The sequence below is a fragment of the Sediminibacterium soli genome (assembly GCF_009939225.1).
Classification (GTDB): domain Bacteria; phylum Bacteroidota; class Bacteroidia; order Chitinophagales; family Chitinophagaceae; genus Sediminibacterium; species Sediminibacterium soli.
On record NZ_JAACJR010000008.1, the window covers coordinates 1,589,157 to 1,611,282 of the forward strand.

At 49.9% G+C, this 22,126-nt stretch carries 26 protein-coding genes; 12 read left to right on the plus strand and 14 right to left on the minus strand.

All coding sequences use genetic code 11. The features are described 5' to 3' along the window. Window positions 1–9 precede the first annotated feature (9 nt). The 7 genes from GWC94_RS13880 to GWC94_RS13910 all read right to left on the minus strand — a co-directional run bounded on the left by GWC94_RS13880 (window position 10) and on the right by GWC94_RS13910 (window position 4,626). Entirely contained in the window at window positions 10–465 is a 456-nt protein-coding gene (locus tag GWC94_RS13880) for a MarR family winged helix-turn-helix transcriptional regulator (RefSeq protein ID WP_161835607.1), read from the minus strand. A gap of 126 nt (window positions 466–591) precedes the next feature. After that, window positions 592–1,626: a radical SAM/SPASM domain-containing protein gene (locus GWC94_RS13885; RefSeq protein ID WP_161835608.1), complete on the minus strand. Its 1,035-nt coding sequence runs from the start codon at window positions 1,624–1,626 to the stop codon at window positions 592–594. Between the two features lie 352 nt (window positions 1,627–1,978). Then, window positions 1,979–2,368 (minus strand): VanZ family protein, encoded by a 390-nt coding sequence (locus tag GWC94_RS13890; protein ID WP_161835609.1) that lies wholly within the window; start codon window positions 2,366–2,368, stop codon window positions 1,979–1,981. A gap of 27 nt (window positions 2,369–2,395) precedes the next feature. Next, a complete protein-coding gene (locus GWC94_RS13895) occupies window positions 2,396–3,190 on the minus strand; it encodes an anti-sigma factor (protein WP_161835610.1) in 795 nt (264 codons plus the stop codon). Beyond that, window positions 3,180–3,710: an RNA polymerase sigma factor gene (locus GWC94_RS13900; RefSeq protein WP_161835611.1), complete on the minus strand. Its 531-nt coding sequence runs from the start codon at window positions 3,708–3,710 to the stop codon at window positions 3,180–3,182. Before GWC94_RS13900 ends, GWC94_RS13895 begins: the two co-directional genes overlap by 11 nt. A gap of 66 nt (window positions 3,711–3,776) precedes the next feature. Further along, complete coding sequence (gene gcvH, locus GWC94_RS13905) at window positions 3,777–4,154, minus strand: glycine cleavage system protein GcvH (protein WP_161835612.1); 378 nt, start codon at window positions 4,152–4,154, stop codon at window positions 3,777–3,779. Between the two features lie 127 nt (window positions 4,155–4,281). Next, window positions 4,282–4,626 carry a hypothetical protein gene (locus tag GWC94_RS13910; protein WP_161835613.1) on the minus strand — a complete coding sequence of 115 codons (345 nt, stop codon included), beginning with the start codon at window positions 4,624–4,626 and terminating at the stop codon, window positions 4,282–4,284. Window positions 4,627–4,794: 168 nt separating this feature from the next. Here GWC94_RS13910 and serS point away from each other — a divergent pair, with 168 nt between their 5' ends. Continuing rightward, complete coding sequence (gene serS, locus GWC94_RS13915; protein WP_161835614.1) at window positions 4,795–6,066, plus strand: serine--tRNA ligase; 1,272 nt, start codon at window positions 4,795–4,797, stop codon at window positions 6,064–6,066. Between the two features lie 99 nt (window positions 6,067–6,165). On the opposite strand, the gene GWC94_RS13920 is transcribed toward serS, so the two are convergent. The 6 genes from GWC94_RS13920 to mqnC form a co-directional block, all read right to left on the minus strand. Next, the gene (locus GWC94_RS13920; RefSeq protein ID WP_235918538.1) at window positions 6,166–6,840 is read right to left on the minus strand and encodes a L,D-transpeptidase family protein; all 675 of its coding nucleotides are present in this window, start codon (window positions 6,838–6,840) and stop codon (window positions 6,166–6,168) included. 272 nt (window positions 6,841–7,112) lie between these two features. Beyond that, a complete protein-coding gene (locus tag GWC94_RS13925; protein WP_161835615.1) occupies window positions 7,113–7,991 on the minus strand; it encodes an outer membrane beta-barrel protein in 879 nt (292 codons plus the stop codon). 17 nt (window positions 7,992–8,008) lie between these two features. Then, window positions 8,009–9,118: an anti-sigma factor gene (locus GWC94_RS13930; RefSeq protein WP_161835616.1), complete on the minus strand. Its 1,110-nt coding sequence runs from the start codon at window positions 9,116–9,118 to the stop codon at window positions 8,009–8,011. Window positions 9,119–9,158: 40 nt separating this feature from the next. Continuing rightward, window positions 9,159–9,644: an RNA polymerase sigma factor gene (locus tag GWC94_RS13935; RefSeq protein ID WP_161835617.1), complete on the minus strand. Its 486-nt coding sequence runs from the start codon at window positions 9,642–9,644 to the stop codon at window positions 9,159–9,161. Between the two features lie 112 nt (window positions 9,645–9,756). Further along, entirely contained in the window at window positions 9,757–9,966 is a 210-nt protein-coding gene (locus GWC94_RS13940) for a hypothetical protein (RefSeq protein WP_161835618.1), read from the minus strand. Window positions 9,967–10,086: 120 nt separating this feature from the next. Continuing rightward, the gene (gene mqnC / locus GWC94_RS13945; protein ID WP_235918539.1) at window positions 10,087–11,166 is read right to left on the minus strand and encodes a cyclic dehypoxanthinyl futalosine synthase; all 1,080 of its coding nucleotides are present in this window, start codon (window positions 11,164–11,166) and stop codon (window positions 10,087–10,089) included. 261 nt (window positions 11,167–11,427) lie between these two features. Between mqnC and GWC94_RS13950 the strand changes: the two genes are divergently transcribed. From GWC94_RS13950 to GWC94_RS14000, 11 genes are all read left to right on the plus strand, one after another. After that, window positions 11,428–12,624 carry an aspartyl protease family protein gene (locus tag GWC94_RS13950; protein ID WP_161835620.1) on the plus strand — a complete coding sequence of 399 codons (1,197 nt, stop codon included), beginning with the start codon at window positions 11,428–11,430 and terminating at the stop codon, window positions 12,622–12,624. A 54-nt stretch (window positions 12,625–12,678) separates the two neighbouring features. After that, a complete protein-coding gene (locus GWC94_RS13955; protein ID WP_161835621.1) occupies window positions 12,679–13,920 on the plus strand; it encodes a M16 family metallopeptidase in 1,242 nt (413 codons plus the stop codon). Beyond that, a complete protein-coding gene (locus GWC94_RS13960) occupies window positions 13,917–15,200 on the plus strand; it encodes a M16 family metallopeptidase (RefSeq protein WP_202628779.1) in 1,284 nt (427 codons plus the stop codon). The genes GWC94_RS13955 and GWC94_RS13960 overlap by 4 nt, the downstream gene beginning before the upstream one ends. Before the next feature lie 155 nt (window positions 15,201–15,355). Further along, the gene (locus GWC94_RS13965; RefSeq protein ID WP_161835622.1) at window positions 15,356–15,745 is read left to right on the plus strand and encodes a GxxExxY protein; all 390 of its coding nucleotides are present in this window, start codon (window positions 15,356–15,358) and stop codon (window positions 15,743–15,745) included. A gap of 13 nt (window positions 15,746–15,758) precedes the next feature. Beyond that, window positions 15,759–16,127 carry a phage holin family protein gene (locus tag GWC94_RS13970; protein WP_161835623.1) on the plus strand — a complete coding sequence of 123 codons (369 nt, stop codon included), beginning with the start codon at window positions 15,759–15,761 and terminating at the stop codon, window positions 16,125–16,127. A gap of 277 nt (window positions 16,128–16,404) precedes the next feature. Further along, a complete protein-coding gene (locus tag GWC94_RS13975) occupies window positions 16,405–16,614 on the plus strand; it encodes a hypothetical protein (RefSeq protein WP_161835624.1) in 210 nt (69 codons plus the stop codon). Between the two features lie 57 nt (window positions 16,615–16,671). Next, window positions 16,672–17,037, plus strand: coding sequence for a PadR family transcriptional regulator (locus GWC94_RS13980; protein WP_161835625.1), 366 nt, complete (start codon window positions 16,672–16,674; stop codon window positions 17,035–17,037). A gap of 23 nt (window positions 17,038–17,060) precedes the next feature. Next, a complete protein-coding gene (locus tag GWC94_RS13985) occupies window positions 17,061–19,244 on the plus strand; it encodes a PspC domain-containing protein (RefSeq protein ID WP_161835626.1) in 2,184 nt (727 codons plus the stop codon). Between the two features lie 115 nt (window positions 19,245–19,359). Beyond that, on the plus strand, window positions 19,360–19,764 hold the full coding sequence (locus tag GWC94_RS13990) for a hypothetical protein (RefSeq protein ID WP_161835627.1): 405 nt from the start codon (window positions 19,360–19,362) through the stop codon (window positions 19,762–19,764). A gap of 204 nt (window positions 19,765–19,968) precedes the next feature. Next, window positions 19,969–21,054: a glycine cleavage system aminomethyltransferase GcvT gene (gene gcvT, locus GWC94_RS13995; RefSeq protein WP_161835628.1), complete on the plus strand. Its 1,086-nt coding sequence runs from the start codon at window positions 19,969–19,971 to the stop codon at window positions 21,052–21,054. Between the two features lie 301 nt (window positions 21,055–21,355). Then, a complete protein-coding gene (locus GWC94_RS14000) occupies window positions 21,356–21,703 on the plus strand; it encodes a septal ring lytic transglycosylase RlpA family protein (protein ID WP_161835629.1) in 348 nt (115 codons plus the stop codon). Window positions 21,704–21,732: 29 nt separating this feature from the next. Here the strand turns inward: GWC94_RS14000 and GWC94_RS14005 are convergent, their stop codons facing one another. Further along, window positions 21,733–22,098: a hypothetical protein gene (locus GWC94_RS14005; protein ID WP_202628780.1), complete on the minus strand. Its 366-nt coding sequence runs from the start codon at window positions 22,096–22,098 to the stop codon at window positions 21,733–21,735. Window positions 22,099–22,126: the final 28 nt, after the last annotated feature.

Sequence of the window (22,126 nt, forward strand, 5' to 3'; positions counted from 1 at the left end):
CACAGGGCGTTAACAGGCTTTCTCACGCATTTTGTCGAGCAGGCCGTTCAGCACCTTCGCCTCATCGTGCGTCAGACCATGCAGTATGGCATCGAGCTGGTCGTTCTTGGTATCCAGCTTATCGAGAAGGGCTATTCCTTTTTTGGAAATATTCACGTCTACCAGGCGTTTATCGGTGGCGCAGATCTTTTTTTCCACCAGCCCTTTTTTCAGCAGCCTTTCCACAATACGGCTGGTATCGCTCATTTTATCCAGCATACGCTCCCTGATCTGCAGCGTGCTGAGTGGTTTGTCTGCGCCCCTTAAAATGCGGAGAATATTATATTGCTGCGAAGTGATGTCTTCCTGTTCAAAGAATTGTTTGATGTGTTCATTCAGCCAACTCCCCGAAAACAGGATATTCACTGCCGCCTTTTGGTGTTCGTTGCGAAAAGACTGTTGCTGGATATCTTTTTCTATTCCCATATGATTGCCTGCTGGTGGATATTGGCACAAGTGGCTGCTGAAGATAGAAAAAAACTGCGATTTACGAGGCAGAAAACGCTGATACAGCCGCTTCGCCGTCCCATACATCGTCTTCACTGCACCGGCTTATCCGTTTTCCCATACCGACAGGCCTTCACTGCAATTGGCGCAGATATCGATGTTTTTACGGCTGGTAAGCAGTTCACGGCGAAACTGGCGGTAGTTATCGTTGTGCCAGGTTTCCTTAAAGCTCTGCGTTTTCAGGTTACCCAGCTGGTGCATGGCATCTTTGTCAAAACAGCAGGGCACCACCAGCCCGTCCCAGGTAATCACATTGGCATGCCACAGTTTCCAGCAATGGTTGCTGAGACCGTTTTTCACAGTGGTTTTACCGGCCGCATCTTTTTTGTAGCGACTGTATTTTGCCACACTGGGTATCAGCTGATGGGGATCGTTCTCGTAATCGTACACCTGCGCTGTTTTAAAACGCACCTGGTCCACACCGATCTCTTTTCCAAGACGTTTCACCGCTTCTATCTGGTGTTCGTTGGGTTTTACCACCAGGAACTGGAAGAAGATAAACGGCGTTTTGCTGTTCAGTTCTTTTTTCCATTTCACGATATTCCGGGCGCCCTCCAGCACTTTGTCCAGTTTGCCGCCCACCCGGTACTGCTGGTATACGTCCTGCGTAGTGCCGTCGATGGAAATGATCAGCCTGTCGAGACCGCTTTCCACCGTTTTCTTTGCCTTCTCATCCGTGAGGTAATGCGCATTGGTAGAGGTGGCCGTATAGATGCCTTTTTCGTGCGCATATTGCACCATATCCAGGAAGGCCGGGTTCAGGTAGGGCTCGCCCTGAAAATAGAAGATCAGGTACAGCAGCTCCTTATGGATATCATCGATGGTGCGGCGGAAAAAATCGTTTTCCAGCATACCCGTTGGCCGCGTAAAAGCCCGCATACCGCTGGGGCACTCGGGACAACGCAGGTTGCAGGAGGTGGTGGGTTCAAAAGAAATGGATATCGGCAGTCCCCACTGCACCGGCTTCCCCGTTAAACGGCTGATCTGGAAGCTGGTATATACTTTGGCGGCATTCCATAACCTGCGCGGTGTGATCTTTCCCAGCAGGTTGGTGCTGTCGTTCCAATTAAAATAAGCCATGAATGTAAAAGTAAGATGAGATGAGCTACGATTGGCCAAACCCGCTGCAAAAACAGTTTCGCCGGCAGTTGTAGATTTTTTTGCCCATAATTCCCCAGGATGGGGAAAGGGTTTAACATTTTATTGGTAAACTATTGACAGCATTTTGGCTCTATTGTACAGAACTTTGTGTGAGCAAGATAACGCAGACAGCGTTGAACGGCTTACCCGGATCTTTTAGATTCTCTTAACAGAAAAAGCAGGTACAATGGCATAGGAATTGCCTTATACCTATCAGAGGCATTTATAACAATTTTCTCATAAGCAGTTAGTTTTGGTTGCGGTCCCGATTTCTATCGGGACCAATTTTTTTTCAGCCCTTTCCCCTGCTGCTTCTGAGCTGCATTACGCAGATGACCAGTGCAATCAGACAGCCGGCGCTGTCGGCGGCAATATCCGCCAGTTCAAATGAGCGGTTACTGACCCAGTGTTCCTGTACGAATTCCATCCCTGTTCCGTAAGCGATCCCGGTTGTGGCAACCGCGCAAAACCAGGCGGTCTTCTGCCCGGGCGAACGGCCCGAGTTCAGGAAGGGCCGGGAAAACAGATAACAGCCTGTGGCAAAAAGAAAGATATGCACCCATTTATCGGCGTGGATGGCAAGCAGAAATGGATTTTTGGGAAGGGTTGAGCCCGGCAGACACAGCAGCACCGTAACGATCAGCACCCAGGCGATACCGGCCAGGAAATAGACATTTTTCAAAACAGGAATTTAAACCGGAAGATACGATCAACCCACTTTACCCAGCACGTACATCTGCCCTTCGGGTGAGGGGTTACCGCCTTTCTTTTCGAGTGTTACCGCAAATGCCTGGGCGGCGGTGATGTTTTTCATCCTGCACAAACCGGTGCAGCTGTCGATCATACCCGCGTCAACTGGTTTGCCGTTTACGATTGCCCATAGCTGGTATTGCTTGCCTGCGGGTGCTGCAGGCAGTTTATTGGGAAGCAGGTATACGTCTTTTGTTCTTGTATCCCAAAAAACCGTTGCCAGGTTGCCTTCGGTTCCGGGTGCGCTGGCCATGCTTATTTTGGCCACGGCGGGATCGCTCATCAGCTGCATATTCTCGTACATACCCAGCATCTGCGTTTGCATGGCACCCGATGCACCGGCGATGGTATATTTCTCCGTGAGCAGGGCAAGAAATGCATGGTTGGCTGAACGGAAACGATTGTAGAAATACACATTCAGCGCGGCGCTGACCACCAGCAGCAGCACGGCTGCGGCGGCAATATATTTTACAAACCCGGCTCTGGAAAAGGACCGTACCGGCGCTTCTTCGGCAAAGGTTCCGTCCAACCGGTCAAAAAGCATTTTCCGGGTATTTTCATGGGCCGGACTGCCGGCATTTTGCAGCTGTTTTTCGAGAGCGGTCTCAAAAGCATGTATCGCCGCCTGTATTTCGGGATACAATGCCGTCAACTGCCGCAGTTCGGCAATCTCCTGATCGTTAGCCAGTCCCAGCACATAGCTTTCGATCACGCCACTTTCTATGTATGCTTTTGTATCCACGTTATCTGACAATATCTCTTAGTTGAATCAATGCGGCCCGCAGCCTGGTTTTTACCGTTCCTATGGGAATGGATAATGCTTTTGCTATCTCATCCTGGGTATAACCCTGAAAATACGCCAGCTCCACCAGCATGCGGTATTCTTCCCTGAGACCGCTCACCAGCTTGCGAAGACCTATCTGGTCGGTGCGCATTTCGTTTATGCCGCCGGCCTGGTCTGTCAGCTCCTGGTTTTTACGGCTGTTCTGAAAGGATCGGCTGCGTACCATATCGATAGATGCGTTGCGGGCGATGTTCAGCATCCAGGTAAACAGTCTTCCCCTGCTTTGATCATAGGAGTCGATCTGCCGCCAGATCTTTACAAACACTTCCTGCAGCACATCGTTTGCCAGCTCCTCGTCTGTCACAATATTCAGTATCACCGCGCGCAGGGCGCCGGCATAATGCTCATACAGGTACGAGAATACAGACCGGCTACGGTTGCGCAGGCGCAATACCAGCTCGTCTTCATCGTATTTTTTTGACAGCTCCAAATAAACAGGATGATGTGAAGTATAAGGTTGTCTTACACCATATACGCAGTTAACAGGAAACCGGATTTATCCGACAAGTGCGGCATAGGCGGCGCTGTCCATCAGGGCCGCAACCGCTTCGGGGTTCTCAACCGTCATCTTCACCATCCAGCCGTTTCCATAGGGATCGGTGTTTACCAGTTCGGGTTGTTTTTCCAGTTGGGGATTGGTCTCCGTAAGGGTTCCGGCAACGGGCAGGAACAGGTCGCTGACGGTTTTTACCGCTTCCACGGTGCCAAAAACCGATTCGGCAGGCAGGGTTTTACCAACAGTGCTGATGTCCACATAAACAATATCGCCCAACTCATGCTGTGCAAAATCGGTGATGCCGATGGTGGCTATATTGCCTTCCAAACGGATCCACTCATGGTCTTTGGTATAACGGAGTTCTGCCGGAAAATTCATACGATTCGGTTTTAGCTGCAAAGAAAGGAAAATAGCAACAGATCAGCAAGAACAGATGCCCCGGTGGGCAGCGATTACCGGATGGCGATCCAGGCGCTCTGTCTGGCCTGCTTACCGTGCGTGTTTTCTAAAAACCCTGCTGTTCAAAATACAGCAGCACATGGTCTTTCAGAAAATTCTCCTGTTCGATAAAGTTCAGTCCGGGCAGTTCTTTCAATTGCCGGAAATGCGGCCAGCCGTCGGGGTCGGTTCCTTCGAGAATATAGTAGCCGCTGGGGGCCAGCAGGGTGCATACCGCCACATGCATCAGGTCCTGCTTCTGCTCTTTGGATATTTTTTCCTGCATAAAACCGGTCTCCTGCATACCAATCAGGAAGAGGACCGCTTCCATATCGGGCTTCTTGCCAAAACGTTCCACCAGTTTGGATTCCAGGTTCCACCATCGCTGCTGCAGGTCATCGGATATAAGCATGGGGCAAAGGTAGGAAGGGAAATGGTTGAATAGCTTATTTGTTTAATGGTTTCCCTTACAGTTTCAACCAAAGCAGTAAACATACAGCCATTCAACAATAAAACAGTTTAGCCAATTTACCCATCGCCTCTGCCCTCTCCCTCTTATCTTTGCGTAAAGAATCATCGTATGCTTTCATTACAGGTATTGCGCGGCAATACGGAAGAAGTTAAGAGCAGACTGGCCATAAAACAGTTCCGGCAGCCGGAGCTGGTAGACAATATCATTACCCTGGATGACGAGCGCAAGAAACTGCAGGCCGAATTTGACGGCACCCAGGCCAAAGTGAATGCCGCATCCAAAGAGATCGGCAAACTGATGGCACAGGGAAAAAAGGCCGAAGCGGAAGAGCAGAAAGTCTCCGTTTCTGAATGGAAAGCTGCGCTTGAACCACTCAAAGAAAGGATGGCACAGGTAGAACAGGCGCTGCAGAATACGCTTGTACTGCTTCCCAACCTGCCTGCGGCAAAAGTACCCGATGGAAAAACGCCGGAGGACAATATCGTTGTACGCGAAGGCGGTGTTAAACCCGATCTGCATGCAGATGCGGTGCCGCACTGGGACCTGATCAGGAAATACGACCTGATCGATTTTGAAACCGGCGCCAAAATCACCGGCAGCGGCTTTCCCCTGTACAAGGGAAAAGGCGCCAAGCTGCAGCGGGCGCTGGTACAGTACTTCCTCGATTACAATACCACCGCAGGCTATACGGAATACCTTCCCCCGTTTATGGTGAACGAAGCCAGCGCATTTGCCACCGGGCAGCTACCCGACAAAGAGGGGCAGATGTACCATGCAACGGAAGACAATTTTTACCTGATCCCCACAGCCGAAGTGCCTGTTACAAATATTTACCGGGATACGATCGTAAAGCTGGACGAACTGCCGATTAAAATGACCGCCTATTCTCCCTGTTTCAGGAGGGAAGCCGGCAGTTTTGGCAAGGATGTACGCGGGTTGAACCGCGTGCACCAGTTCGAGAAAGTGGAGATCATTCAGATCACCGAACCCGATAAAAGTCATGCAGCCCTGGATGAAATGGTGGAGCATGTGGAAAAGCTTCTGCAGGCACTGGAACTTCCTTACCGCATTTTATTGCTCTGCGGTGGCGATATGGGTTTTACAAGCGCCATCACCTACGATTTTGAAGTGTACAGCGCGGCGCAGCAGCGCTGGCTGGAAGTAAGCAGTGTAAGTAATTTTGAGAGCTACCAGACCAACCGTATGAAATGCCGTTACAGGGATGCAGACGGCAAAATGCAGCTGGCGCACTCGCTCAACGGCAGCTCGCTGGCCCTTCCGCGTATCGTAGCCTGCCTGCTCGAGAATAACCAGAAAGAAAACGGCATCGTATTGCCGCAGGTGCTGCACAGTTATTTCAATGGAAGCAAGATGGAGTAGGATGCAGGGATTAATGGATTACGGATTGGCGGATTATGGATTGACACCTTTGATTGTTAATCCGCTAATCCGTAATCCACTAATCCACCAATCCAAAATCTACCGCCTGATCTCTATTTTCGTTCCCACCGGCAGCAATTCAAATATCTCGCGGATATAGTTGTTCTTGGTGCTGATGCATCCTTCCGTCCAGTTCTGGTATTGGTCTATTGCATAGTCTTCATTGGGCCAGGTGCCATGGATGCCGATGGCGCCGCCGATACGTGCTCCTGAGGGAATCATGCCGGCCGCTTTCCGGCGGTTGAATTTTTCAACACTTTCCTGTGTGGGATAGTCGAGCATCATGAACGAATTCCATTTCTCGTGTTTCCGTTTTCCTGCAATATGAAAAACCCCTTCTGGTGTTTTGCGGTCGCCTTCCATCATTTTATCACCCAGGTCCTTGTTGCCGAATACAACAGGATAGGTTACGATCCACTCGCCGGTTGAATCAAATACTTTCAGTTCGTATTTGCTTTTTGTGACCAGAACATAATAACTGTTGCGCGTGGCTTTTGATACCAGTGGCAGTTTTTTCTTGAAAGAGGTAGAGGTAATGACAACCATACCGAGCAGTGAAACATAAAACGGCGTTCGCATTTTCCGGAGAGAGGAATGTGTAAAAGCAACCGGCCAATGCCAGGGCGCTTTCGTGCTTGTAACCGTAAAAATAGGGAGAGAAAATACACCGCGCAGAAGCTGCGGCAAGGCGGGTTTCCATCTATTCGGTTTCATGGTATCAGGATTTGAAAACCAAGCTATGCCATTGCATTGTTTTGCACCTGCTAATTCACGAAACTTTAAGTTAAGAGGGTGTTAGGAACAGAGGAGGAAGAAACAGGGGAACAAGGAGTAAGGAGCAGATGAACAGGGAGCAAGGATCGGAACGGAAACAATATTTTTTTGCAGAAGTCACGATTTAATCTGACAGTTGCTGTTCTGATAGAATCCCTTCCGATCGGCTGTTCCTTGTTCATCTGCTCCTTGTTCATCTGTTCTATCCCTCCTCACCAGTTACTAAACCTAACCCCCACCGCATACGGATACTGTTCCACGCGGGTGATGTCTTTCTGGAGGCGGTTGAGGCTATAGGTGCCGTACAGTCTTACGGGGCCGAGACCTATTTCGGCTATGGCGGCAAAGCGCCAGGGTTCAAAATTGAAATCGCCCCTGTATTTCTGTTTGCCGCGTTCACTGCTTACCTGTTTGTTGCGGCTGTTGGTAAGGTATCCTGCGCTGACACCGGCGCTGATGCTCAGTCCGCGGCGGCTGTCGGGCGTGGTATTGATGTTGATCATGAACGGAACCGTCAGGTACTCCACGTACAGTTTGTTTTTGGAGAAGCCGATGGAATCGTTGAAGACATATGGCTGCGGATCGTTGCGGTAACTGAGACGCGTATCGTAACGGAAATTGTACATTTCAAGACCCAGGCCGTATTTCAGGTTCACCACATGCTTGATGACATTCAGTTTTTGCATGAAGAACCAGATGTTCACATTGCTCGATTTGCCGGTGATGAGTTTGTAACTGTTCTCTGTTACCGGACCCGCCGCCGCATTCAGGGTTTTGAAATAGCCGCCTGATGCCGCCGCCGTATAATTGGTCATATCGCGCATATTGGTAAACCCCAGGTCAAAGATAAACCAGTTGGTGCTGATATTCCTTCCCCTGCGGTACCGGCGTTCCACCTTGTATTCGGTATCGTTGCCTCTGTTGCGCGTTACCACACGGTCGTTATCGCTGTCGGTATTGCTGCCTTTCTTTTTAATGATGATAAAATTGCCGACCCGTACCGTATCCGAGGTTCTTGAAGTGGTATCCGTCTGGGCAAAAATGGTTCCTGCAATCAGCAGCAGTACTGCTGAAAATACTACGCGTTTCATATCTGTTGGTTTCTGGGTTATCGTAATGACCGTGAGTGGGAAGGAGTGGTTTCTGTTTTTTCATCTTCTTTCGCTTTTCCCCTGAACAGGCTGGTGGCCTTGCGGAAAAATCCACGGAGTTTGTCTTTGTTGATCTCTATCGACCCTACATAAAGGCTTTTTTTGTCATCGCCCTCTTCGGTATCCAGTTCGCGGTAGATGGCCGGCTGCGCAGTCATGGCCATGCTCCCTTCGGGCTGTTTGGTATTGACCGGTTCTGTCTGCAGCAGGGAGTTTTCGGTATTGGCAGCAAGCTGGGTTTTGGGTTGTACAGACAGAACCGTTTTTTCACCCGGCATCGTTTCCTGCTGTCCGGTTACCTGGTTTGCCGGTTGCGGATCGTTTTGTACGGGCTGGGTTGGCAAGCCGGTATTGGTTTCGGGTGCCCGGTTGGCAACGGTACTAACCGTAACCGGGGCTTGCGCTATCTGCGGGGAATGGTTTGTTTGGCCAACCGCATCGACAGCAGATTCCGGGCTGTTTTCGGCGGTGACCACACCCGGCGCTGCCGAGCGCGTATTTTTTTTCGTATCGGCAGGCAGGTTAACCGCGGTTATGCCGGTTTGCACTGCCCGGCCCGAAGGAACCAGTCTCCAGGCCAATACCGCCAGTCCGATGAAAGCGGCAGCCACCGCCACTCGCTGCCAGCGCAGGTACAGCAGCGGGCGTTCTTTCTTTTCTTTCCGGTACAGTGAAGCTTTATCGGGGAAAACCACTGTTTCCGGAACAAGTTTGGCCTGTTTCAGCTGCAGAAAGGGTTCCTGGAGCGCGGGATGCTGCAGTACAAATGTTTCCACGCCTGTTCTGGCCGCTGCATCCAGTTCATTGTCTACATACAAAAGAAAATGTGTTTCGGCATTGTCGGGATTGATCTCTGCACTGCCGTTGCGGTACAATATTTCCCGGTCTTCAAACAATACCGGGTCGTTGCCCAGCACTGCCTGCTGCAGCATATCCAGTTCGGATGCCAGGTGACTGTTATCCGCAATAAACCGCTCAACGGAAAGCCTGTCTTCTGCAGACAGTTCGCCGTCTACATACAGCAGGAAGAACTCCTCGCAGTTGTGTATGTTGATGGTTGTTTTCACGTATGCTGGTTTACAATTTAGCGATTGTTTTGTTATTGTTTTATCGCACGTTCTCCGGGCTTACCAGGTAATTCCGCAGGTTGAGACGGGCACGATGCAGGTACACTTTTACCTGGCTTTCGTTCAGTCCCATGATCTCCCCTATCTCTTCATAACTGTAGCCTTCGTAGTCTTTCAGCATCACCAGGCTGCGCTGGGTTTCGTTCAGCCGGTTCAGCGCGTCCATCAGTGTTTTTTTCAGGTTGTTGTTCGACTGGTACTGCACTTTTCCATCCTCCGCAAATTCATCTTTGAGGTGAATGCGTTTGTTCTTACGGATATGATCGATCATCTGGTTATAGGCAACGGTAAACAGGTAGGATTTGGATTTATCTGCTTCCACCGTATCCCGGTTGCGCCATAACTTCTCAAAAGCCGTCTGCACAATATCCCTGGCATCTTCTTCATGACGGAGATTTTTCACGATGAACCGGTATACATTGTCTGCATACTGGTTCACACAGGAATTGTAGTCTTTCTCGGTCATAAACAGCGGAAGGTTCTGAAAATGCTTGCCTTGTTAGTTATACGGCACAGCTTCCATTTTGTTACAAAGGAAGAAAAAATTTCCCGCAGCGGGGCAAAACGCCGGTTTCCGGTCAGTGAAAGCTCGAAACAATATAATGGTGGTAGGATACTTCGTACACATCCGATCCGCCGGAAGGTGCTTCGGATGATTTCTTTTTTTGCTGGGTGCACCCGCTGCCCTCGCAGGTGGTTTTATCAGCGCCTGTTTTAGCCAGTATATAAGTGGCCGAAGCCAGGGCAAAAGCCGCAATCAGCAGTAATATGGCATAGCGTGATCTCATAAATAAGCGCAAAGGCCAGCGAATATACTCGCCGCCCCTGAAGCCGCATAGCAAAATTTGTTAAAATCGGGGGAAGCGGAATGCCAGGGGGTGAAGTGACCATCCCGACCCGCTATCTCCCTAATAGTCGATTACCTGTTCCTGTATCGCTTCCGGTATATCGCGCCATTCGTATTGCTGGTTGCGCAGCTGGGGGGCAAAACCGGCTTCGCGGATGGCATCCTGCATGGTGCGGTAGGTAAACCGGTGAGGGGCGCCCGCCGCGCTTACCACGTTCTCTTCGATCATGATACTGCCAAAATCGTTGGCGCCGGCGTGCAGGCATATCTGCGCCGTTTGTTTGCCCACGGTAAGCCAGCTGGCCTGTATATTCTTCACATTCGGCAGCATGATACGGCTGATCGAGATCATACGGATATATTCATCGGGGGTGGTAAGGTTATGTACGCCCCTGATCCTGGTTAGCAGGGTATCCACGTCCTGGAAGGTCCAGGGTATAAAAGCCAGGAATCCCTTTGCCTGTTCGGGTTTGCGGCTCTGTACCTCGCGGATACGGGTAAGGTGGATAAACCTTTCTTCCAGTGTTTCCACATGGCCGAACATCATCGTGGCGCTGGTGGTGATATCCAGCTTATGCGCTTCGTGCATAATGGCCAGCCATTCGTCGGCCCCGCATTTACCCTTCGAGATAAGCCTGCGTACACGGTCTACAAGTATCTCGGCACCTGCACCGGGCAGGGAATCCAGACCGGCCTCCTTCAGCGCTTTGAGTACCTCGTGGTGACCCGCCTTTTCAAGCTTACAGATATGCGCCACTTCGGGTGGTCCCAGCGCATGCAGTTTTATCCGGGGAAACTCCTGCTTGATGGCGCGAAAGGTATTGGTGTAAAAATCCAGTCCCAGCTCAGGGTGGTGCCCGCCCTGCAACAACAGCTGGTCGCCGCCGTATTTCAGGGTCTCCTGAATCTTACGGCGATAGGTGGGCATATCGGTGATATAGGCTTCGGCATGCCCGGGTATACGGTAGAAATTACAGAACTTACAATTGGCGATGCACACATTGGTGGTGTTCACATTGCGGTCTATCTGCCAGGTAACCTTGTTATAGGGCACCTGTTTTTTGCGCAGCTCATCCGCCACAAACATCAGTTCCGCCAGCGGCGCATGCTCGAAAAGGAACATACCTTCTTCAATACTCAAAAACTCAAAATTCAATGCTCTCTGATAAAGACCGGATAGATTCATGGTTGGAGATTTAGTTTGCGGCCAGCGGTCTGCAGCCCGTGGTTAGGTGAACCAAGACTGCAGACCACAGACTACAAACCGATTAGGTTTGCAAAGTTATATCATTCCCGTTTGCAACAAATCACAGAACCTGCCTGTCCTGTAGAAAAGCCGTTCGCATAATAAAAAACGAAGCGGTACCCGTTTCGCTTTTTTCGGCTTACATTCAGAGTTGCGATGAAACATGCCTGGATCTGCTTTGCATTAGCTTGTCTCTGCCTGGTATCCCGGGCCCAGGAAGAATTTGTGGCGCCCCAGGCCAGCCTGATCACCAAACTCCGGTTTACCCAGATCAGCGGGGGCATTGTTATACTGAAGGCGCAGCTCGACAATTTTCCCGACTCGCTCAATTTTGTTTTTGATACGGGCAGCGGGGGTATTTCGCTCGATTCGGCCACGGCCGAATACCTTCAGCTCAAACTAACCAAAAGCGATAAGACCATCCGCGGCATCGCAGGCATGAAACTGGTTGATTTTGCGCTGAACCACTCGCTTTCCATCAGGGGTCTTAAAGTGGAGCGGCTCGATTTTCATATCAACGACTACGACCTGCTCACCAGCGTGTACGGTATCAAAATAGACGGCATCATCGGCTTCAGTTTTCTCCGAAGGTTTATTGTACGGCTCGATTACGACCAGCAGCTAATGGAGATTTATAGCCCCGGACTGTACAAATACCCCAAAGGCGGGTATCTTTTAAAACCCAATTTTTCCACCCTACCCCTGCAGTTGGCTACAATCAACGACGACCACCCGGTTACCGACCGTTTTATTTTTGATACGGGTGCAGGACTGAGCTTCCTGCTCTCCGAGGATTTTGTGGAGGACAGCAGTGTATTCCGCAAGAAAAGCCGTTTTTTTCCGACACAGGCTGAGGGACTGGGCGGCAAGCGCAAAATGTCGATCACCGTGGTAAAAGAGATCAAACTGGGGCCGTATAAATTCAGGCGGGTACCGGTGCATGTTTTTAACGACGAGTTCAATGTTACCAATTACCCCATGCTGGGTGGTTTGCTGGGAAACGATATCCTTCGCCGTTTCAATGTGGTGTTGAATTACCCCGAACAAAGCATCCATCTCAAACCCAATACGCATTTCAACGAATCTTTCGACTATTCGTACACCGGTCTCGGCATCTACCTGATCGACGGCGAAATACGCGTGGTGGATGTTATGCCCGGTTCGCCCGGTGAAAAAGCGGGATTTCTTCCGGGAGACATTATTTTCTCCGTAGAAACCAATACCTCAAAAAACATCATGAGTTACAAGAACCTTTTCCAGAACAGCCTGGGTAAGGTAAAAGTGATCATTTTCCGCAAAGAGCGACCCATGATCCTCGCGCTCGATGTAAAGGATATCCGTAAAAGACGCTGATATGGCGGTAAGTCTGCCTAATACGCTAATTTGCATATCCGTTTTACCTGAAATATGATACAATACAACCGGTTTGTCCTGGATAATGGCCTGCGTGTGCTGGTTCATGAAGATCCTTCCACGCCGATGGCTGTGGTGAATATTATGTATGATGTAGGCGCCAGGGATGAGAATCCGGCACAAACAGGATTTGCACACCTGTTCGAGCACCTGATGTTCGGGGGCAGCATCCATATTCCCGATTACGACGAACCGCTGCAGCGGGCGGGCGGCGAAAACAATGCCTATACCACCAACGATCTGACCAATTACTACTGTCAGCTTCCGGCAGAAAACATAGAAACGGCTTTCTGGCTCGAAAGCGACCGCATGCTCAGTCTTGCGTTCAGCGAAAAAAGTCTTTCAGTGCAAAAGAAAGTGGTATGCGAAGAGTTCAAGGAGCATTATATCAATAAACCCTACGGCGATGTATGGCACAAGATGCGCGAACTTGCCTATACCCGGCATCCCTATCGCTGGATGACCATCGGCAAAGAGCTGAGCCATGTGGAGAACGCCCATATAGATGATGTAAAGCATTTTTTCTTTAAACACTACCGCCCCGTGAACGCCATACTGGTGGTGGCGGGAAATGTAAAGACAGAACCTATCAGACAGCTTGCTGAAAAATGGTTTGGCGATATACCGATGGGTGAAAAATACCGGCGCTCACTGCCCCAGGAACCCGAGCAAACCCAGGCACGCACACTTGATGTGGAAGCCGATGTGCCGCTTGACGCGTTTGTAAAGACATGGCATATGGATGCACGCCTGGATAAAGGATATTACGAGGCCGACCTGCTTACGGAGATACTGGGCGGCGGCGGCTCATCACGTATGTTTCAGTCGCTGGTAAAAGAAAAACAGTTGTTCTCCAACCTGGATTGCTATCATTTTGGCAGCGTTGACAAAGGACTGGTGGCCGTGGAAGGCAAACTGGTAAAAGGCATTTCAATAGACACCGCCGAAAAAGCCGTGGAGGAAGAAATTGAAAAGATACAGGCATCGGTTGTGAGCGATACGGAACTGCAGAAAGTGAAAAATAAAACGGAAAGCGTGATCGCCTTCGAAGACATGGGCATCATGAGCCGCGCCAACAGCCTGGCCATGTATGAACTGCTGGGCGATGCGCAGCTGATGAACACGGAACTGGAGCGGTACCATCGCGTGAGCGCTGCAGACCTGCTGCAAACCGCCAAACGCATATTCCGCAAAGAAAACAGTAATACATTACGTTACCACAGCAGGCAATCATGATACAGAACAGAAAAAAAGCGCCGGGAATTGTTGATGCGGTCGATATGAAACTGCAGCTGAAACCCTACGAACATTTTACGCTCGATAACCAGGTGCCTGTTTATACCGTCGATGCGGGCTCGCAGGAAGTGCTGATGCTCGAATGGGTGTTCTATGCAGGCAACTGGTATGAGAAGAAAAACATAGTGGCCGCCACCACCAATTTTTTGCTGAAGAACGGAACCAGCCAGAAGAACGCTTTCTCGATCAACGAGCATTTTGAATTTTATGGCGCCTACCTGAACAGGAGCTGTTATAACGAAACGGCCACCGTTACGCTGCACTGCCTTAGCAAACATTTGCCCGAATTACTGCCTGTGGTGGCAGAACTGATCACCGAAAGCATCTTCCCCGAAGAGGAGCTGGCCATCTATAAACAGAACCAGAAGCAACGGCTCCAGGTAAACCTGAAAAAATGCGATTTCGTTGCCAGCCGGCTCATCGATGAATACCTGTATGGCCTGCACCATCCTTACGGCAAGTACACATCAACCCTGGAATACGACCAGCTGGAAAAAGTGGAGCTGGTACACTATTTCGAGCAGTTCTATGTACATGGCAGGTGCATGGTATTTGCCGCGGGCAAACTGCCGGGCGATATCGCTCTGCAGCTGAACAACGCTTTCGGGCACCTGCCGCTGAATGCTGCCGCTTTGCCGGTGATCGACTACCCGCAGCAGCCTGCCGGCACCAAAAAATACCGTATCACCAACGATGCCGCAGGCGTGCAGGGCGCTATCCGGATAGCCAGGCCCTTTCCCAACAGGCACCACCCCGATTTTCAGCGGGTAGCGGTGCTGAATAATATCTTCGGTGGCTTCTTCGGCTCAAGGCTGATGAGCAATATCCGGGAAGACAAGGGATATACCTACGGCATACACAGTTACCTGCAGAACCATATACACAACACGGCCTGGATGATCAGCACCGAAGCCGGACGCGATGTATGCGAAGCCACCATCACCGAAGTATACAAGGAAATGGAAGTGCTGCGCACCGAACCGGTGGAGGAAGAAGAACTGGACCTGGTGCGCAACTATATGATCGGCTCATTGCTGGGCGATCTCGACGGCCCCTTCCAGATCATCGCCCGGTGGAAGAACTATATACTCAACGGACTCACGGAAGACTATTTCTACAACAGCATCCAAACGATCCGCACCCTGAGCGCAGAAGAACTGCTGGCCCTCGCTGAAAAATACCTGCAGCCGGAGGATTTTTACGAGCTGGTGGTGGTGTGAGGAGACAGAGACACGGGTTTAACACAGAGTCACGGAGATACAGAGGAACACGGAGAAAACCCTCTGTGCAACGCTGTCTCTCTTGTTAAAAAAAGCGCTCGACCCTGCGGCAAATACGCTATTTCGCTACCTGCAGCGTCGATATCTTCGGCTTCATGCACGCCCAGGAATACAATCTCCTCACGCATAAGATCATTCAGTCGGCGATCGAAGTCCATCGTTACCTCGGCCCCGGATTGCTTGAATCCGTATATGAGGTATGCTTACTTGCTGAGATAAGGGATGCAGGACTTAGTGTTACCAGGCAGCTGTTATTGCCTGTTGTTTACAAAGCACAAGACCTGCAAAAGGATTTTATGATTGATCTGCTGGTAGAAAATGAAATAGTGATTGAACTTAAATCATTGGACGCCCTCCAGCCCATACACGAAGCCCAGCTGGTTACCTATCTCAGGTTATCCGGTAAGAAGCTGGGACTGTTAATCAATTTCAATGTGCCCGTTTTAAAGAATGGCATCCGCAGAAAAATAAATGGTATCCTGTAAACGTTATTGATGTATGGGTAAATTCTTTGCAAAGACCATTGCAACCACGGTTGCCGTATTGGTGGCCGCCTATATTCTTAAAGGCGTGTATGTGGATGATATCCTTACGGCGCTGTTCGTGGCCCTGGTGCTGGGTCTGCTCAATAGTTTTGTGAAACCCATTCTTATCCTGCTCACCATACCCTTCACCATCGTAACGCTCGGACTGTTCCTATTGGTAATCAATATCATCATCATCAAACTGGCCGCAGGCATCGTGCCCGGGTTCAGTGTGGACGGATGGGTGGCTGCGCTGCTGTTCAGCCTGGTGGTCAGTATTGTTACCGCCATCATCGAAGCACTGGTAGGTACCGGCGAAGACCGCCGTGATCGCAACCGCTGACCCTGCAAAATGCTCGTTTTCGCCTTTTTTGACATCCCTCCGTGCCCGCGTTCATAAAGAAATATTACCGCTCAACATTTCCATTTAGACCGGGTAAATTTCCATTTAATTAATAATCAATGATTTAAGTAAAATCAGTTACTGATTTCTGCCTATTACTAAAAAAAACTTGGTACTATGTGTTGCATAGTACCTGAAAAGTTCCCATCTTTGTGTTGTCAAAGGGAAGGAACCCTGGCAGACAAGACCGATTCTAAAAAATATAAATAAAGAGATCATGAAAACGCAAAACACAGATTTTTACCAGGCACTGGGCCGGGTCCAGCTGGAGAACCTGGCAAAAGAAGTAAAAGAAACCGTGGCAGCCAATTCACCCGCTATCCATCACAAGAACAGCTTTGGGGTTGTGGAACTCTGGCATATGGCCGGAAGCCGCCGCAACAGGATCGCCAGAAGGCATACGGGTATGCACACCGACCTGCTTTAACCACAACATTCATCGAAGTCCGCCTCAGGCGGGTAACAATAAACAAAAACTCCGGTTATGGACATTCAGAACACACAAAGCCAGATGCGAAAGGGTGTATTGGAGTTTTGCATTTTATCCATCATACGACAGGGCGAGGTTTACCCCAGCGACCTGGTAGAACGGATGAAAGCGGCTAACCTTCATATCCTGGAAGGCACACTCTATCCTTTGCTAACAAGATTGAAAAACGCAGGACTGCTTTCTTACCGCTGGGTGGAAAGCAACAGCGGCCCGCCCCGCAAGTATTTTGTCATGACAGACAAAGGTCTCGAATTCTACAATGAACTCGAAAGAACCTGGCAGGAACTGGCAGACGCAGTGCACACACTTACGCAGCCCGCGGGCAACCCAACATCCGATGAAAATCCAACCCAACCTTAACCAACTTTAAACAAGATTAGACCATGAAAAAGGTAATTAATATAAACTTCCAGGGCAGGGTGATCCCCATTGAGGAATCTGCCTACGACATGCTCAAGCAGTATGTGGAAAGTTTGCGTAAGTTCTTTGCCAACGAGGAAGGTCGCGATGAGATCATCAATGATATTGAGGGACGTATTGCAGAACTGTTCGTAGAGATCCTGAAAAAAGGAAGTACCTGCATCACCGAAGAAAATGTGGAAGGCATTATACAGAGCATGGGCCGCCCCGAGGATTTTGAAGGCGAAGAAGGACGCGTTCACTCCCAACTCGAAGGCGACAGCCAGGAACAGGCAAACAGCAGCCACCGGAGCACCGACCCCGGTTACGAAGCCCCTCCCCGCGGCCGTTTGTACCGCGATGATTCGGATAAGATACTGGGCGGTGTCTGCGGTGGCGTGGCCAGTTACCTCAGGATAGACCCCACCATTGTAAGACTGGTATTTGCACTGATTGCATTCGTGTTCGGCGGCGGTATCCTGCTCTATATCATACTGTGGGTGATCCTTCCCTCCAAACCGCTGGCGCATACCCCCAGTACCAAACGTCTTTACCGTAACCCCGAAGAAAAAGTGATCGCGGGCGTGGCAAGTGGTATTGCATCCTACTTCGATATCGCCATATGGATACCGCGTCTGATCTTCTCGTTACCGCTGGTGGCGGGTATCGTTACCTCTATCGTCAGAAGCGCCTTCTTTTTTGATGTGGATCCTTTTCCCGGCATCCTGTTCGGTTCTTTCGGCGGAACACTGTTCGTAGTGTATGCGGTATTGTGGGCTGTGATACCCGAAGCAAAAAGCGCTTCGGAAAAACTGGAAATGCGCGGTGAGAAAGTGGACCTGAACACCATTAAAAATACCATACAGGAAGACCTCGAAGGCTTTAAACAGCGTGCAGAGAAATGGAGCGGCGAGGCAAAAGACAAAGCAGAGGAGTTTGCCAAAGATTTTGGTTCTACTGTGAAACAGAAAGGACAGCAATTCGGTTCTGAAATGAACTATGCAACACGCAGCGGCGGCAGCAGGATCGGACGCGCCATCGGTATCATGTTCAAGGCTTTCTTCCTGTTCATCGCGGGTATCATCGCCTTTGCACTGCTGATCACATTACTCGCCTTTATGGTGGCCGGTGTGGGTGTGTTTCCGCTGAAAGATTTCTTCCTGGAAGGCATCTGGCAGAATTTCCTTGCATGGACAACCCTGCTCTTATTCCTCGGTGTACCGGTGGTGGCATTCATCACCTGGGTGATCAGGAGGATCATGGGTGTGCGTTCAAAGAACCGCTACCTCGGCTTTACGTTCGCAGGTTTGTGGGTAATGGGGCTGATCGCAGCAGGTATGCTGGCGGTTTCCATCGCGCGCAATTTTGATGCGAGGGCAAGGGATACACAGGAATATGTGATCACACAACCCACTTCCGGCAAACTGATCGTGAAAGTGCCCAACAGCAAAGTGAAAGTGATTGGCCGCTGGTTCCGTATGGACGGTATACTCAGCATGAGCGATGACAGCCTGATACTGAACAACGTTCGTCTCCGCATCGTAAAAAGCAAGGATTCGCTGTACCATATGAGCGCAGCCAAATATGCAAACGGCAAAGACGAAGGCGTTGCGGTACAGAATATCAAAGAGATCAATTATGGTTTTAACCAGCAGGACAGTACCATCTGGCTCGACCGCGGATTCTCCGTACAGAAAGGTACCCGTTTCCGCAACCAGGCCGTGGCCGTAATACTGCAGGTGCCGGTAGGAAAACGCATACTGATAGACAGAAGCGTGGCACGCCGTCTTAACTGGTTCCATATGGGCATGGGACATAACGACTGGGAATGGGAAGACGACTATAACGGAAGCGATTACCAGTATTACAACGACAATGTGGAGTACATTATGACTGTTGGCGGACTGGAGCGTGTAGACGACCAGGGTAAGAGGAAAGACGGAGAGGATAATGCCGATATGAACGAGGCAAAAGAAAAATACAAGCAGAGCAGGGAAGAACTGCAGAAAGAATATGAGCGCAAACAGAAAGAAGCGGAAGACCTGAAGAAAGAACTGGAAACACCTGCAGACACCACACGCTACCGTTACAAAAAAACCACCACTGCCGTTAAAGGAATTGACAACACAGATGCGCCGGCGATATTCTCCCTTATCAAAAGCGCCTGATCAGCTCGGTTGAAGTTGGGAACAAAGAACCCTGTCTTGTTCACAGGAGGGGGTTCTTCCCTTCTCTATCCATCATTCATCACTGCAAGGATTCATCACAGCTAAAACAACAGTTATGAAAAGGGTTTTTGTCGGTTTTCTGCTTTGCATATTGTTATTCGGCGGTTTTTTCTGCGTGTCTATGTACCGTTGGCTGCACCGCCATACGATTGTTCATGGCCAGGATATTTCGCTGAGCATCCGCGAATCGGATGATATGTACCAGATATACGCTTCCTATGACCCGGAAAAGACCTGGCATGTACAGGACTATCTCGATGAAACGCTCCGGTCAAACCATATGTTCCGCAATGCGCGCATGAACGGGATGATCGTACTGGATGACCGCATGAATTTTTTTATCCGCGCCGTACCGGGAAAACTGGTGATCAAATTCGACCGCGATGATAATTCCGAAGAAGCTTTCCATCGGATAAAGGAATTTGGCAAGGGACTGAAATTCCGTATCAGTTCCAACTGATTTCAACATTTTTTTGCCACAGACTGCACAGATTTTCACAGATAGGTTATTCTGTGGAAATCTGTGCAATCTGTGGCAATTTTTTTCAACCCTCCAACCCCACAGCCGGTAAACAATCGTTTTCTACCCCGGATATCGCCGTTTTTTCAACCTCCCATCACAAACCATATTTCACTTATTTTTGCGCACTAAACGAAAGCAGGTATGAAGAATACGCCTTTTACTGAGAAACACCTGGCACTCGGTGCCAAAATGGCCCCTTTTGCGGGTTACAATATGCCGATCAGCTACAGCGGTATCAACGATGAACACGCCGCCGTACGCAAAAACGCCGGTGTCTTCGATGTAAGCCATATGGGCGAATTCATCCTCAAAGGCGAGAACGCGCTCGACCTCATACAGCGTGTTACCAGCAACGATGCATCCAAATTAACCGAAGGCCAGGCACAGTACAGCTGCTTACCCAACGAAACCGGCGGCATCGTAGACGACCTGATCGTATACTGTCTTGAAAAAGACAAAGCCTATATGCTGGTAGTGAATGCATCCAATATAGAAAAAGACTGGAACTGGATCAGCGGCTTCAATACAAAGGGTGTTGAGATGCACAATATCAGCGACAAAACCTGTCTGCTTGCCATACAGGGCCCCAATGCCACCAAAATGCTGCAGCCGCTGGTTGATACCGATATCATGAACCTGAAATACTACACATTCACCAAAGGAAAATTTGCGGGGGTGGATAATGTACTGATCAGTGCCACCGGCTATACCGGCGCAGGGGGTGTGGAGATCTATTTTGAAGAAAAGGACGGCGCCGCGCAAAAAATATGGGATGCCATCTTTGAAGCAGGCGGGCCGCAGGGACTGAAACCGATCGGCCTCGGTGCACGCGATACACTGCGCCTGGAAATGGGTTATTGCCTTTACGGAAACGATATCGACGATACCACTTCGCCCCTCGAAGCGGGGCTTGCCTGGATCACCAAATTCACAAAAGACTTTACCGCCAAAGAGATCCTGCAGCAGCAAAAGGCCGCAGGCATTACACGTAAACTGGTGGGTTTTGAAATGGTGGACCGCGGTATTCCCCGTCACGACTACCTGATCAAAGACGAATCGGGCAATACCATCGGCAAGGTTACCAGCGGCACACAGGCGCCCTCGCTCGGCAAAGCCATCGGGCTGGGATATGTGGAGATGGGCTATGCCGGTCTTGATAACGATATCTACATCGATATCCGCAACACCCCTGTAAAAGCCAAAGTGGTAAAACTGCCTTTTCAATAAACGGTACGGGATAATACCTGCTAAGCTGGTCCTTAGCTGTTCGGAGGAAACAGTACAAGACAGATGGCATGTCCGCTTATCTTTGCGTAACTCTGCACCTTCTGCGTCTCTGCGGTGAATAAGTATCCTGTTTTTCACCGCAGCGGCGCCGAGGAGATGAGTTTCGCAGAGAGTATGCGGCTAATTCGACAAATGATACCCTGATTCTTCCGAACACCTGTGCTAAGCTGGTCCAACAGTTATTAACATGCATTTTACCCCAAGTCCATACTAAACGATACAGCCAGGGCGTTTTTGTTGAATGAGACAGGCCGCCGCCATATTGTTCCTGGCAACACTGGTTCTTTCCTGCAGCCGCAAAACGCACAGCGAATCCGGCCTGGCTTCCTATTACGCAGAAGGCTATGAAGGCAGGAAAACTGCGAACGGGGAATCGTTTCATTCTTCGGCGCTGACCGCGGCGCACAAAAAACTGCCGTTCGGAACAAAAGTTAGGGTAACCAATCTTGCCAACGGCAAAACGGTCAAAGTGCGCATCAACGACCGCGGTCCGTTTGTACAGGGAAGGATCATCGATCTCACCAAAAAAGCCGCAAAAAAACTCGATATGGTACAGGCCGGGGTTTCGAAAGTGACCATCAGGTATTAAAGCTGCGGCTGGTCAAAAGCATTTCCCGCTCAGTGATTCTTTTTCTCCCTGATGATGATCACCTGTCCGCCGTGTTTAAGGTACCCGTACTCGTAACAAAAAAAACAGGTAATGCCTTTCTCATTGGTGATCATATGCGTGAAGTAATCAAATGCAAAACCATTGTCGTGCATCTGTTCTATGCCGATACGGGTGGTATGTTTCGCCGATAATAAAGCAGACAGGATACGCCGGTTCCGCCGCAGACGGAAATTGATGATCCGCATGTAATTATTGCTGCAGCTGTTCTGCCGGTTATGAAATTCGTTCCTGCAATGGTCGTTGCAGAACTTCTTATCCGTTCTTCCGTGCAACATTTTTTCGCAATACAGGCAATTGCCGGAGCTGGCAGACATACGCTTTGTTTTCGCTGCAAACTAACCC